Genomic DNA, 14,420 nt, shown 5'->3' with positions numbered 1-14,420 from the left:
TCCTCGAGGCCGTCGACCTCCACCGCGTCTTCCGGACTCCGGCGGGCGGGAGCGGATCGGCGGGCCGGGGCGGGTCGGCGGGCGGGACCGGGTCGGCGCGCGGGAGCTCCTCCGCGCGCGCCGCCGCCTCCCCCGACTCCACGCGGATGTGGTCCGGCTCGAGCCCGAGCCGCACCCGGTCGCGGAGCCCCAGGGCGCCGGTGAACTCCTCCGGCAGCTGGAGCCGGCCGAAGCGGTCGAGCACCGCGAACTCCTCCGCCGCGTGCTGCGCGTCGACGCTCCGCTGGTCCGCCGAGAGGCGTCGCAGCGTCTCGGTCGAGGTGCGGCCGTCGCGGATGCGGACGGTGCGGCCGACGTGGTCCGACACTCCCGCATCGTGGGTGACGATCACCGTCGTGACGCCGCGCTCGCGGTTGATCCCGCGCAGCGCCTCCAGCACGTCGACCGTCGCGGCCTCGTCGAGCTCCCCGGTCGGCTCGTCGGTGAGCAGCACGTCCGGCTCGTTCACGAGGGCCACCGCGATCGCGGCCCGCTGCTGCTGCCCGCCCGAGAGCGCGCCCGGGCGCCGGTCGCGGACGTCGCCGAGCCCGAGCAGGCCGACCATCTCGTCGACCCGCGCCGCCCGCTCCCTCCGCGGCGTGCGCGCGACGGCGGCGACCACCGAGATGTTGTCCTCGATCGAGAGGTAGGGCAGGAGGTTCCGCGCGGTCTGCTGCCAGACGAAGCCGACCGTGCGGCGCCGGAAGTCGACGCGCTCCCGCTCGGTGAGGGTGAGCACGTCGCGGCCGGCCACCTCGACGCGGCCCGCGGTCGGGGTGTCGAGGCCCGAGAGGATGCCGAGGAGGGTCGATTTGCCCGATCCGGAGGCGCCGACGATCGCGAGCAGCTCGCCCCGCTCGACGACGAGATCGAGGCCCTGGAGCGCCTGCACCTCGACCCCGGCGGTGGTGAAGATGCGCACGAGGCCCGAGCAGAGCACGGCGGGTGGGGTCATCGGAGGGGTCCTCTCGGAGGAGCGAGCGCGGAGGCGAGCACGGTGACGGCGGCAGCCAGGAGGAAGGCCGCGAGGGTGACGAGGGTCGCGGCCGGATCGATCCGCACGGCGGGCGATCCGGAGACGAGCAGCGGGACGAGCGCGACGGGCAGGAGGAGTCCGGAAGCGACTCCGGCGAGGGTGCCGATCACCGCGGGAGGTGCGGCGGTCGCGACGTCGAGCAGGGCGATCCGGGAGCGCGGCATCCCGAGCGCGGCGAGCGCGGCGGCCCGGCGGCGGCGGGCTCCCGCGGAGGCGAGGCCGGCGAGGAGGAGCGCGGCCGACGCGGATGCGACTCCGCCCGCCACCGCGGCGACGAGGGCGGTCTGCTCGGCCGCGAGCCGCGGGCTGTCGAGGCGCTCGGCGGCGACGCCCGCAGAGGTCTCCACGTCGGCGTCCGGTCCGAGGAGGGTGCGCACGGCGTCCGCGACCGAGGGGTCGTCGAGGCGCACGAGCACCACGGCGGCCGTGCCGGGCTGCACCCGCAGCTCCCGCGCGGCGGCCTCGTCGACGAGGAGCCAGGTCGTGGCCGACGTCAGCGGAGAGGCGTCGTCAGCGGTGGCCACGACATCGAGATCGCGGCCGCGCAGCGTCACTCCCGCGTCGCCGATCGTCGCCGCGGCGGAGCGCGAGGCGATCACCGGGACGCTCCCGTCCGCCTCCGCCGCCGCGAAGCCGTCGGGGATCGCGAGGCGGCCGACGAGGCCCTCCTGGACGCGCTGGAGCGCCGCCGTGTCGACCACGACGAGGCGCATCGGCTCCCGGGAGGCGCCGACTCCGACGGTCACGGGGTCGTCGATGCCGACCGACGCCATCGCGGCGACCCCCGGCAGCGCCCGCAGCTCGTCGGCCCGGGCGGCGGTCACCGAGGCGCTCCGCACCGACAGGTCCGCGCCGACGTCGACCACTGCCCGGTCGGACACGTCGGCGCGGACGGTGGTCAGCAGCACGCCCGAGAACAGCGCGATCGCCAGAGCGCCCGCGATCGCGACCACGACGAGCGCCCCGTCGCTCCGCGAGGACGCGAGGAGCAGGAGCGGCCCGGTGCCGCGCCGCGCGCGCCGCCTCGCCGCCGGCAGCAGAGCGGGCAGGAGGCGGGCGGCCGCGACAGCGACGGTCAGCGCGACCAGCCCCGGGGCGAGCACGCCCGCCAGCGGCAGCGGCGCCTCCTGCACCACGGCCAGCACGGCGGCGACCGCCACCAGCAGGAGGAGCGCCTCGGCGAGGAGCCGGAGGAGCGGCAGCCGGTCGGTCCGCCGATCGATCGCCGAGTGGTGCGTGAGCGCCGCCGCACCCGCCGAGACGAGCACCAGGGCACCGGCGGTCGCCACGGCCCAGCCCGGGACGACCACGGTGCCGACGAGCAGGAGCGAGAGGAGCACCCCGACCACTCCTCCCGCTATGACGCCGACGAGCGAGGCGCTGCCCGCCTCGCCGGCCAGCGCGAGCCTCCGCCTCGTCGTCGAGGCTCCACGCGCCTCGAGCAGCGCCAGACCCGGCGCCCGCGAGCGCGCGAGCAGCGTCAGCACGAGCGCGAGCACGACGGCACCGCCGACGGCCGGGCCGCTGGCGGCGGTCCAGACGGACCCGTCGCTCCGCGTCTGCGCCGCGACCGCGTCGTCGAGCAGCCGCGGCAGCCGGCCGACGAAGGAGTAGGCCGGGACGCCGCCGCCCTCGACCCGCTGCTCGCGGCTGGTGAACGTCCGCGCCTGCTGGGCGAGCAGCTCGGCGTCGGCGCTCTCGACCCGGTCGACGCGCGTCGAGTACCAGGCGAGCGTCCGCGCGACGATCGGCAGGCCCGCGAGCCGGGGCAGCGAGGCCGGATCGACGAAGCCCGTGCCGAGGACGACGGTGCCGCCCGCGCCCGCCGCCACGACGGCCGGGCGCACCGCGTCGGTGATGTGCGTCCACACCGCGGCGTCCTCGTCGGTCGCGCTCACCGTGCCGGTGAGCTCGATCTCGACGGAGCCGCCCGGCGGCAGGGCGAGCAGCCGCCGCTCGCCGACCGGCCACTCCATCGCGGCGGCCACCTCGGTGTCGAGCGCGATCGGGATGCGGAGGCGCGGCTCTCCGTCCTCGTCGAGCGACCCGTCGCGCGCGGGCGGGCCCGGGAGCGCCCCCTCGACCGGTCGGACATCGGTGGTCAGATCGGGATCGGCGGCCAGGGCGAGCTGGGAGGCGCGCACCGGATCGCCGGAGATCAGGGGTCCGACGGGCGCCGACTCCAGAACCACCGCCTCCCCCGGATCGGCGAGCACCGAGGCGAGCGGCTGCGGCTGCGCGTCGCGGAGGGCGCGGAGCGACGCGTCGAAGCGGCCCCACACCGCGTCGACGCCGCCAGGGAGGGTGCCGACGCCGGGGCCGGGTGTGACGCCGCCGAGCGCCTGCGCGGTCAGGTCGAGACTCGGGACGCCGGCCTCGTCGAGGTCGCCCCGGAGAGCCGCCGTCGCCGAGGCGGCCGCGAGGGCGGGCACGAGGACGAGGGCGGCCGCGACCAGGAGGCCGAGGACGGTGAGGGAGAGGGCCATCGCGGGCGCGGCGAGGGCGGCGCGGAGGGTGTGGGCGGGGGTGCCGGCGGGGGCGGGCCGCCGGGTCGGGCGCTTCCCGGTGATCGGGGCGCCGGATCGGCGGGGGCTGTCTGCGCGAGGGGTGGCGCGGCCTCCCGCGCGATCCGAAGCGCGGTCCACGTCCCGGTCCGAGGCGCGGCTCATCGCGCACCCCGCTCGTGGGAGGCGGCCGCGACTCCGGCCGCTACCGCGAGGAGGAGCCCCGCCGCGAGCGCCAGGAGCAGCGGCACGTCGACCGCCGGAGCCGGCCGGGTCGCTCCTCCGACCGCGAGCGATGCCACCGCGGGTAGGCAGAGCGCCGAGGCGACCGCGCCGACCACCGCGCCCACGACGATCCCCGTCGCCGCCACGATCCCGTTCTCGACCAGCCGGCGGGCGCGCCGCTCGCGGGAGCCGACCCCGAGCGCGGCGAGAGCGGCCTCGTCGCCCGCGCGCAGCCTCCGCAGGACCGCCCCGCCGGCGGTCAGCGCGACGAGCGCCATCAGCACGGCGACCACCGCGGCCACCGTCCAGACGCTCGCGCCCGCGGAGACGAAGGGCGATCCTCCGCCGCGCACCGTCCACGGGGCGCTCGCCTCCGTCGCGACGACCCGGGCCGTGCCGCGGAGGTCGTCCGTCGCGATCCAGACCCGGGACGGGGTGGGCAGCGAGTTCGAGGCCGCGAGGTTCGCGCGGGCGAAGTCGCGGGTGTCGATCGCGACGGCCGGGGCCCCTCCCGCGCCGGGGACGACGGGCACGATCGAGGCGACGACGGCCTGAAGCGCGCGCCCCGAGGGTCGGCTCAGGTCGAGGTCGTCGCCGACGGTGAGGCCGAGCGCGGAGGCGGCCGACGCGGTGAGGGCGACGGGCAGCGGATCGTCAGCGCCGTCCACGAGGATCCGCGCGCGCTGCTGCTGCGTCGTGAGCGAGACGGCGTCGCGGGAGAGCCGGGTCGCGTCGATCCCGCCGGTAGAGGCGCCCTGTGCGTCGAGCCCCGAGACGGAGCCGACCTCGACAGTGGCGGTGTCGGCGCCGTCGAGTCGCAGATCGACGGCCAGGAGGTCGGCATCGGCGAATCCGTCCGGGAGTGCTCCCGAGAGGAGGGCGTCGTCGGAGCCGGAGACCGGCACCGTGCCGAGGTCGATCGCGGCGAGCGCTCCGTCCGCGGAGGCGAGCCACGCCGAGCCGGCGACGACGCCCGGGCCGACCGGTCCGTTCGCCGTTACCCGCACGCCGAGCCCGGTCGCATCGACGCCGAGGCCGGGGGTGTCGGCTGCTGCCGGAGCGAACGCGCTGCCGGTGAGCGCCGCGGCCGAGGCGGAGGGTAGGACCACCGAGGCGAGGTCGACGTCGCCGACCGACACCGCCTCCGTGACCACCGCCGCCGCGCGCCCGGTGGCGCGCGCGAGAGCCGCCACCGGCACCGGGGTGTCCCCCACGGCGACGATCGGGCCGAGGTCGAACGTCGCGCTCGCCGCCGCGCCGACGGTGTCGGCTGCCACCGCGCGGTCGGAGGCGGTGATCGTCGCGGGCAGGGCCGCCGCCGCCACGCAGAGCGCCGAGGCCAGAGCGACCACCAGCGCCGTCGCCGTGAACCAGGAAGCGCGCACCCGCAGCGAGCGGAGCGCCGCGAAGAGCCAGGCCGAGGGCGCGCCCAGCCCGATCCCGGTGCGGCGCCGCAGACCGGCCGCCGCCGCCGTCACCGCCGCCAGCGACAGGGCGACCAGGAGGAGGGGGACCGCCGCGATCCCCGCGGCGCCCAGCTCGCCCGACGCCGCGACCAGCTGCCCGACCGCCACGCCCGCCGCCGCGAGGAGGAGCACGGTGCCGAGCACGCCGAGAGCGCCGGTCCCGCGCCTCCGTGGCCCCGCGAGAGGAACGGGCTGCAGCGCCGCCGTCGCCACGAGCGCGCCGAGCAGCACCGCGACGCCGAGCAGCCCCGAGCCCTGCAGGACGGCACCCGGCACGAGAGCGGCGGAGGCGCCCGCTCCCGCCAGCACCCCCAGCACCGCCGCCGGGCCGGCCACCGCCAGGACCTCGCCGCTCGACCAGCGCACCAGCTGCCCCCGGGAGGCCCCGCGCGCCCGCAGCAGCGCATCGGCGTCACGCCGGCGGCCCGCGCCGAGCACGATCAGGCGGCTGCTGCCCACCACCACGACCACCAGCAGGAGGAGCAGCGCCGCCGCCGTCAGCCCCTCCGCGGCGGAGGAGGTGCGGAGCGCGCGCCGGGCGGTGGCGTCCAGCCCGCCCGAGACGCTCACGTCGCCCGCCTCGCCCGAGACCGCGAACGCACCCGCCAGAGACGCGCGGTCGGCGCCCCGGGCGAGGTCGGCGATCGACCGGCCCCCCGGCACGACCACCCACTCCGACGTCGTGGACGAGGCGGCGGCCCGCAAAGCGTCCTCCGCGACGAGGAACGGCCCGGCCGCGTCGCCGTCGCGCCCCGAGGCGGCGGCGGGATCGGCCGCCCAGCGCGGATCGAGCACGTCGAGCGGCTCCCACGTCCCGCTGACCTCGAGCGGTCCGCTCGGAGTGGCGAGGATGTCGCCCGGAGCGAGGCCGAGCGCGTCGGCGGCCGTCCGCTGCACCGCCGTCTGCCCGGCGGCCGGCCACGCGCCCGCGACGAGCCGCGCGGCGTCGGCGAGCCCGGCGTCGGCGAGCAGCTCCGCTCGGATGGCGACCCCGTCGTGCTCGATCGCGACCGGAGCGGACTCGGTGCGGACGACAGCGGCATCGCCGAGGCGGGCCCGGAGGAGGTCGCGGACGGCGGTGTCCTGCCGGGTGGTGTCGGTGGTGGGCTGGGTGGTGGCGGTGGGCTGGGTGGCGGCGGTTCCGGTGGTGGTGCCGGTGGCGTCGGTGGTTCCGGCTGTCCGGGCGGTCTCCGCCGAGAGGAGGACGACGCCCTCGGCCCCGATCGCCTCCCGCACCGCGCTCGCGGCCGCCTGATCGGTCGCGGCGGCCACTGATCCCGTCACCCCGACCAGCAGTGCGGACGCGACCGCCACCACGACCCCGACCGCCGCCAGACTCGACGCCGCCGACCTCGCGCGCGCACCCCACGGCGACGCGCGGCGGCGCACTCGGCGAGGGGCGGTGGGAGCAGGGATGCGGGCCACTCTAATGCGGAAGACGGACAGGAGTGAGCGGCGTTCTGCGGGCGTGATTGCACGGAGGACGGGCGCTCATCTCCCCCGCTATCGCCCCTATCGCTCGCCTTCCGGGCCGCCGTCCCGAGTCGCCCGAGAAGGCTCGTTCTCGACGCGGAGAACGAGCCCTCCCGGACGACTGAGCGATGCTGATAGGAAGAGGCCGTGCCTCGACCTCATCTCTTCGTCACCCGCGGGAGTCTTCTGCATTTCGCCAGCGACGCATGGCTTCTGCCGACGGACCGCTTCCTCTCGTTCACGGACTTCTGGCGCGGGGTCCCGCAGCTGGAGGATCGCGCACGCGCCGCGCTGACTCCGGAGTTCTCGGACGGCCGACAGGCGGCACTGCCGCTCGCGCCGCGCGACGGCGAGCCCACTCCCGTCCTCACCGCCGTCCCCGATCGCGCCGTGCGCGACGCAGAGGACAGTGAAGGACTCGCCGACATCGCCCGCCGCCTCCGAACCTTCGTCGAGGTCGCCGCGCGGACGGCGACGAGAGATCGGCGCACGAGGCGGCCGCTGCCGCTCCTGGCCGTGCCGCTCTTCGCGACGGCGGGAGGAGGATCAGGGACCCTCCGCGACGCCGTGCTCGCCCAGCAGCTCCGCGTGCTGCGGGAGGCCGCCGAGGCGTTCCAGGTCGACATCGCGATCGTCACCCTCCGCGCCGACGTCCATGCCTTCGCCCAGTCCAGGCGGCGACTCGATCCCGCGACGTCCTGGCCCGAGCTGGAGGCTCCGGCCCTCGAGGAGGCGCAGAGCCTCGCCGAGCGCGCCCGGCGCCGCCGGCTCGTGCCCTTCCTCGGCGCCGGGACCAGCGTCAGCGCCGGCGGCCCCTCCTGGGACGGACTGCTCGAGGAGCTCGGCCGCGAGATCGGACTCGACTCCGAGACGTCCGCGGTCCTCAGCGGGAAGAACGTGCTCGACCAGGCGTCCTACCTCGCGACGCTCTTCGACGAGGAGCAGCCCGGACGGTTCGCCGAGGCCGTCGCCCGTGAGATCGGATCCCTCGAGCGGTACGGTCTCGCTCCGGCGCTCCTCACCGCGATCGACTCCGAGCAGGCCATCACGCTCAACTACGACCGCCTCTTCGAGACGGCGTCCGAGGACGCGGGCGTCCCCCGCGCCGTCATCCCCGGCGACCACGAGGGCGACCACGAGCGCTGGCTGCTCAAGCTCCACGGCACCGTCGACGACCCGTCCTCGATCGTCCTCACCCGCGACGACTACCTCGGCTTCGACTCCTCCCGCCGCGCCCTCTCCTCGATCGTGAAGGCCACCCTCGCGACCCGGCACCTGCTCTTCGTCGGCTTCGGCCTCACCGACGACCACTTCCACGAGATCGTCCACGACGTCCGCCGTGCGTTCCCCTCCTCCGCCTCGGGAACGCTTGCGACGGCGCTCACCCTCTTCGCCGACCCGCTCGACGAGCGCCTCTGGCAGGGAAGGCTGCGGCTCGTGCCGATGCTGCCGGTGCCCCGCGACCCGTCCCGCGTCGGCGAGGCCGCCCGCCTCCTCGAGATCTTCCTCGACGCCCTGGCCGCCATCGCGACGGACGCCCACTCGTACCTCCTCGCCCGAGGGCACGAGAGCGCGATGACCGCCGCGGAGCTGCGGCTGCGCGAACGGCTGACCGCGCTGCTCCGGGAGGCGACGGCGGAGGAACGGGCGACCGGAGCGTGGCAGGAGGTCGCGGGGATGAGTGAGCGGCTGGGTGGGGGAGGGCGCTAGCTCGGACAGCGCTCGTCGCTCGAGGGCCGAACGGCCGAGCCGGCGGTCGTCGGCGAGTCCTGCGCGGATGGACGAAGGACCAGCGGATCGACTGATCGCGGGCGAGAGGTCACCGACCTCCCGCCCGGCACCGCTCAGACGGCGTCGTGGAGCTCGACGTTGTCCTGATACTCGAAGTGCGTCTGGACACGATCCGAGACGTCGATGTTCTGCAGCTTGCTGGACGCGGGGATGAAGCCCACCAGACCAGCTGCCGTCTCACCGGCCTGAGCCGTCCGGTAGACGAACTTGAGGATCGCGTCGTTGCGGGAGTGGTAGCCGTAGACCGCTTCGTCGACCGAGGCGGTCAACGAGTCCCAGTTGCTCTTCGCTCCGATCGCGGTGCCGAGGAGATGTGCGGCCTGGATCCGCGGCCCTCCGGGCTTCGTGCCCATGGACTGCGCGGCGACGACCATCGCCCTCGCTCCCAGGCTGTGACCGATGAGCACGTACGACTTCGCGTTCGTGCGTGCAAGGAGATCACCGATGATCACGCCCGTCTTGTCGGCGCGGTTCTTCGCGACGTGCCAGGGGTTCCTCGCGAGGTCCGAGGCGATCATCGCCGGCCCGGCGACGCCTCCGAGAAGCTTCGCCCCCGCCTTGTGCCCGAGCGCCGCCGCTCCTCTGAGCAGCCCCATGGCGACGCCCTTGCCTGCTGCGCCCAGGGCGAGATCCGTCAGATCCCGCAACTCCTTCGACCCCCATCGGACGCGGTAGACGGGCGAGTCCGGGTAGCGGGAGTCGACGATCGACTTCCACTTGCCCCATCGGTCTCCCTCACCGTCGGTGAGGAACCCGTTAGCGACGACCACGGGGACGCCGCCCGTTCCCGGACGGAGCAGCTCGATCTGGAACGACTTGTCCTCGCTCAGGTAGGCGTTCGCGACCGATGCCCCGAGGACACCTCCCACCGCCGCTCCGACGGCCGTCACGACCGCCGTGCCGCCGGCCATGCCGAGCCCGCCCGCTGCGAGGGTGCCGCCGCCGAGCAGCGCGAGTCCGTGTGAGCTCGCCGCTGCGCCGGTGAATCCGCCGAAGACGCCGAGCGAGCCGATCGCGCCGCCGATGGCGGGAGCGGCGAGGAGAGCGACCGGCGCCGCCATCGCGAGGACAGCGATGCCGCCCACGATGATCTTCGAGGTCGCGTCGAGGTCGGGCTTCTCGTATTCGAGGAAGGCCTCGTAGTCGTGCAGCTCGCCGAAGGTCCCCTGGGCCTTCTCGAAGCCCGGGATCTCGTGCTTGTGCTCGGCGCAGAACTGGGGGACGCGCAGAGCGCCGCGCTCGCGCACCGCCATGTTGCCGCAGCCCACAGCCACGCACGGGAGCGTCGCGGATCCGCAGCCCTGGCAGACGTACACCGGAAGCTGCCCCGCGGGACGGTTGGACTTCCGGTGCTCGGTGTTGAAGAAGCACGACGAGCACCATCCGTGCTGGACGTCCAGCAGCGAGACGTCGTCTGCGACGTCCGCGATCCACTGCGCCGTCTTCGCGTACGTCTCGGCCACTTTCTGTGCGGTCCGCCGCTCCTGCTCCACCTGCTGGAGAGCGGCCTTCTGCTCGGCCGGATCCGAATACGCGAGAGCCTCGGCATTGGACGTCATGCGGGCGCGATACCAGGTCTTGGCGTACGCCCACATGTTGCTGCGCAGTGCAGGATTGCTCTCGAGAACGCCACCGCTCTCCGTCACCGGCTCGAGATCGGTGAATTCCCCCGCGAGGGAGAGAGTCGCCCCCTGATCCGAGACCACATCCACTCGGAGACGGGTTCCTTCGACGACATAGGCGTGCAGTGAGCCGGGCATGGGTTGATCGTGCCATACCGGTCGAGGTCCGGTTCGCTGCGGAAGGGCAGTCGCTTCCTTCTCGATCGGTCGCCGTCCCGTTGGATTCTCCGCGCTCATCGCGTCGGACTCTCCCCCATACCAAGACCGGAGCAGACGGACTCGAAGACGGTCAGTGACACCCCCTCTTCTCCCGGCGCGAAAAGGGAGCCGATGCGGTGAAAGTCGGTACCGTCCGACAGACTCACCGGAACGACGAAGGGGACGAAGTGCAGTTCACGATCAACGGCGCCACCTACGAACTCACACGGGAACAAGTCGAGAGCACCCTCGCCCGTACCGCGCCGGCCGAGGTGAGCACGTACTCCGTCGAGGTGAGCGGCAGCCGCTTCCCCGTGAAACAGGTGATCTCCGAGGTCACCGGTCTGCAGAGGAGCGAGTTCACCTCCGGCCAGGCACAGCGGGTCCTCACAGGGCTCGGATTCCTGGTGCTCAGCACTGCTCCGGGAGCTCGAGGGCGCATCTCCGGTTCCACGCGGTCCTTCGACGGCGTCGAGTGGGGGCTCGCCGCATCCGAGCACGGTTACGAGGAAGCGTCCTCGGGCAAGCTGCATCTCCCAGGATGTGCTCACGGCGTGACGACTCCGATTCGCATCTGGGCTCAGGACGAAGTGCTGAAGGACTGGCGTGCTGCGCCGGATGTCGATCTCAGGACGCTGACGCGACCGGGATGGTGCTCGGACTGCGCGGCCATAAGAGGAACGACCGACCCCGGCGTTCCAGGGGAGCAACCGGAAACGTCCGGACGGACGGGCCGGGCGGAGCGGACGGCGATCGCGCAGGCCGCCCGGGTCGTCCTCGACGGTGGTCTCCGACGCCAGGCCTCCGCGTTCGACGGCCGGACGGTGACCTGGACCGCTGATACTGCGGCGGCACTCCGGCGAGCGATCGAGACACCCGGGTCGACCGGCACTTTCCGTGAGCGGATCGCCGAGCAGATGACTGATCAGCCGAGGGCGGTCGTCCTGCTCGCCGCTGAGCTCTGCTTCCTGCAGCGCCTCCCCCTTATCAACATCCGGGCGCAGACGAAGCTCGCTCTTCTGCAGGAGATCCTCGATGTGCTGCCCGATCGCCCCCGGGTCCCTGATGTGATCGTCGACGCCCTCGACACTCGCGGCGTCTTCAACGGCGGTCAGGGGTTCAACCAGCAGATCGCACAGCATCTCCTCTGGTTGTGCGATTTCGTCCGGCAGTGGGACGCCCTCGCGTCCGACGATCCCGAAGCCGCGCTCGGCGATCCCTGGCTCTTCCGCGACCGCACGCTCGACGTACAGGGTGATGCTCCACCGATCCGGAGCTCTCTGCTCGCTCTGGCCTGGCCGAGCTGCTTCGAAGCGATCGTCTCCGTCGCGCAGAAGCACGCGATCCGCGACGCCTTCGCGGGAGCGCTCCCGACGGTGACGGACGACGTCGACCGCGATCTGCTCGCTCTGCGGGACAGCCTCGACCCGAGCGGCGAGCTCGACATCGCCTGGTACTCGCCACCGTGGGACGCGGAATGGTGGCTTGCGGCACCGCCGACCGAGCATCGCGGCTGGGCCGTACCCTCGGCCGCTCCCGGCGCGCCACTCGCCCTCCCAGGCCTCCACGTCACGCTCCCGCCGGATGGCGGTCGAAGCGGCATCCGCGACGAAGCGCTCCGTTCATGGAGAGACTGGCCGACGTCCGGGGCCGGTCCGCGACCGCTCATCACCGATCTCCTCACCGAGGTGGATGCGGCTGCGCAGTTCCTCGTGACGATGGCGGCCGGCGACCAGGTCTTCGTCGACGGCTCCGACGACGTGCACTGGGGCGTCATCGGAGAACTCGATTCCCGAGGACGACGCGGCGTCGACTGGCGAACGCCGGTCTCGAGGTCGGAGATACCGAACGCCGTCCTCGACGTCCTGTCCGGCAGCGCTCCGATCACCGACGTCGGCTTCCTGATATCGCCGCCGATCGCACCGACGCCCGCACCTCCGCTGTCCGGCCCCCTCCGCCTCCCCCGCAGCACGCCCGAACTCGCGGGTCGCCTGCATTACGACTCACTGTGGCTGAACGAGGTGCTGGGTCTCCTCGAGGAGCGTCGCCAAGCGATCTTCTTCGGGCCTCCCGGAACGGGCAAGACCTATCTCGCCCGTGCTCTCGCCGACTTCATCGCGCCGAAGGGCGCGGTCCGCATCGTCCAGTTCCACCCCTCCTACTCCTATGAGGACTTCTTCGAGGGGTTCCGGCCGACGGTCGATGAGAAGGGGTCCGCGAGTTTCCGACTCGCACCGGGGCCGGTACGTCTTCTCGCTGCTGCGGCAGCGGCGAACCCGACAGTGCCGCATGTGCTGATCATCGATGAGATCAACCGGGCGAACATCGCGAAGGTGTTCGGCGAGCTCTACCTGCTCCTCGAATACCGCGACGCCGGGGTCTCACTGCAGTACTCGCCGGAGGAGGACTTCCGTCTGCCCGAGAATCTCTTCGTCATCGGAACGATGAACACGGCAGACCGCTCGATCTCCCTGGTGGACGCGGCGATCAGGAGGCGGTTCTCGTTCGTCGAGCTGCACCCCGCAGAGGAGCCGGTACTCGGCCTGATCGAGCGATGGTCGAAGGCACAGCACCATGAGATCAGCCGAAGTGCTCTGCTGAGGCAGCTCAACGAGCGGATCGGCGACCTCGACCGCGATTTCCAGATCGGCCCGTCCTACCTCATGGGCGCTTCTGCCCGCACGGACTCCGGATTGGCGAGGATCTGGGAGTACGACATCCTTCCGCTGCTCGACGAGCACTACTACGGACGCTTGTCTCGCGCGGAGGTCCGGGCGACGTTCGGTCTCAGCGCTCTCGAGCCCGGTGCTGTCGCGGATCCGGACGAAGCGGTCGACGACGCTCCGGCCGGATGACCCGCGTCGAGTTCGACGAGAACGGCGGCTGGACGGCGGTCTCGTTCGACCCTGAGGTCATCGGTCGCGTATGCAGCGCAGGGCTGCTCGAATCCCGCATGACAGCGTCAGGCGCCGAGGTGAAGCCTCAGCTCAACAGGATCGGGGCGATTCGGATCGATGGCGACGAGGTCGTCGTCCGTCCGAAGGCCGCCTTCTCCTCGGTGCTCTTCATGCTGGGGTACGCGGCGGACCCGGGCTTCCGACCGGAAGAGGTCTCCGGCGACGGCAGGGAGATCTTCCCCGCGGTCGCCGAGACGTACGCGCGCATCGCGGAACGTGCACTCGGGCACGGCCTCCTGCAGGGGTACCGACGGTACGACGAGAGCGCCATGACGGTGCGCGGGCGGGTCCGGTTCTCCGACCAGATGTCGCGCCGCGGCGGACGACTCCTCCCGATCGAGCTGACGGTCGACGACTACTCGGCCGACATCGTCGAGAACCGGATCCTGCGTGCGGCCGGCCGGCTGCTTCTCGCCGTGCCCCGCGTGTCGCCGGACGTCCGGCGGCGCCTGGCGCACCTCGACTCGAGACTGTCGGAGGCGGCCCTCCTGCGGCCAGGGACGATGACGCCGTCGTGGCAGCCGTCGCGGCTGAACCAGCGCTATCAGCCCGCCCTGCGCTTCGCCGAACTCGTGCTCGCACGCATCACGCCCACCACGACGAACGGCGGCCACACCGTCGCCTCCTTCGTCGTCAATATGGCGGAGGCGTTCGAGGCATTCGTGACCACGACTCTGAGCAGCGCTCTCTCAGGGGTCTCGCAGGGCGTCAGTATCGGTCAGTTCCCCGCTCATCTCGATCTCGAACGACGCCAGCCGATCCGACCCGACTTCGTCCATGTCGCCGGCGGCCGACCAGTGGTCGTCATCGATGCCAAGTACAAACTCGGACCACCGAGGGTCGAGGACCTCTACCAGATGCTGGCCTACTGCACAGTGCTCGGGCTGGCTGAGGGGACGCTCGTCTACGTCTCGAGCGCCGGAGACACGAGTGACCGGACAGCGACGGTGAAAGGCTCCGGTGTCGTGGTTCGGACGGTGCGGATCGACGTCACGAGGCCGCCCGCCGAGATGCTCGCTCAGCTGGACGACATCGGTCGAGCGGCTGCCAGGCGGGCAGGGATCAATACTTCTTCCGGCCTCTGAACTCCGCGCCTCGTCGTAGGGCCG

7 protein-coding genes are annotated in these 14,420 nt (G+C 73.2%); 3 read left to right on the top strand and 4 right to left on the bottom strand.

Annotated elements, in window-relative coordinates; genetic code table 11:
- The 3 genes from C5C59_RS15740 to C5C59_RS17405 all read right to left on the bottom strand — a co-directional run.
- Positions 1 to 994: ABC transporter ATP-binding protein (locus C5C59_RS15740; protein ID WP_104251318.1), on the bottom strand; the 994-nt coding region annotated here is incomplete at its 3' end.
- A complete protein-coding gene (locus C5C59_RS15735; RefSeq protein WP_146083126.1) occupies positions 991 to 3,720 on the bottom strand; it encodes an FtsX-like permease family protein in 2,730 nt (909 codons plus the stop codon). The genes C5C59_RS15740 and C5C59_RS15735, both read right to left, overlap by 4 nt.
- Before the next feature lie 20 nt (positions 3,721 to 3,740).
- Positions 3,741 to 6,554, bottom strand: a complete 2,814-nt coding sequence (locus C5C59_RS17405; protein ID WP_181134923.1) for a hypothetical protein — start codon at positions 6,552 to 6,554, stop codon at positions 3,741 to 3,743.
- 336 nt (positions 6,555 to 6,890) lie between these two features.
- On the opposite strand from C5C59_RS17405, the gene C5C59_RS15725 reads away from it, so the two are divergent.
- A complete protein-coding gene (locus tag C5C59_RS15725; protein WP_104239147.1) occupies positions 6,891 to 8,453 on the top strand; it encodes an SIR2 family protein in 1,563 nt (520 codons plus the stop codon).
- 134 nt (positions 8,454 to 8,587) lie between these two features.
- On the opposite strand, the gene C5C59_RS15720 is transcribed toward C5C59_RS15725, so the two are convergent.
- Complete coding sequence (locus C5C59_RS15720; RefSeq protein WP_219812481.1) at positions 8,588 to 10,093, bottom strand: DUF726 domain-containing protein; 1,506 nt, start codon at positions 10,091 to 10,093, stop codon at positions 8,588 to 8,590.
- Positions 10,094 to 10,542: 449 nt separating this feature from the next.
- Here C5C59_RS15720 and C5C59_RS15715 point away from each other — a divergent pair, with 449 nt between their 5' ends.
- On the top strand, positions 10,543 to 13,209 hold the full coding sequence (locus C5C59_RS15715) for an AAA family ATPase (protein ID WP_104239149.1): 2,667 nt from the start codon (positions 10,543 to 10,545) through the stop codon (positions 13,207 to 13,209).
- Positions 13,206 to 14,396 (top strand): McrC family protein, encoded by a 1,191-nt coding sequence (locus tag C5C59_RS15710; RefSeq protein ID WP_104239150.1) that lies wholly within the window; start codon positions 13,206 to 13,208, stop codon positions 14,394 to 14,396. The genes C5C59_RS15715 and C5C59_RS15710 overlap by 4 nt, the downstream gene beginning before the upstream one ends.
- The last annotated feature ends 24 nt before the right edge of the window (positions 14,397 to 14,420 follow it).

The organism is Rathayibacter sp. AY1F4 (assembly GCF_002931775.1).
Lineage (GTDB): Bacteria > Actinomycetota > Actinomycetes > Actinomycetales > Microbacteriaceae > Rathayibacter.
Note: the sequence above shows the minus strand (reverse complement) of the source record. Positions and strands in the feature narration are given on the sequence as shown.

Excerpts from the sequence above, each read along its gene's own strand:
- C5C59_RS15720 (WP_219812481.1), bottom strand. The coding sequence starts at position 10,093 with ATGACGTCCAATGCCGAGGCTCTCGCGTATTCGGATCCGGCCGAGCAG.
- C5C59_RS15710 (WP_104239150.1), top strand. The coding sequence starts at position 13,206 with ATGACCCGCGTCGAGTTCGACGAGAACGGCGGCTGGACGGCGGTCTCG.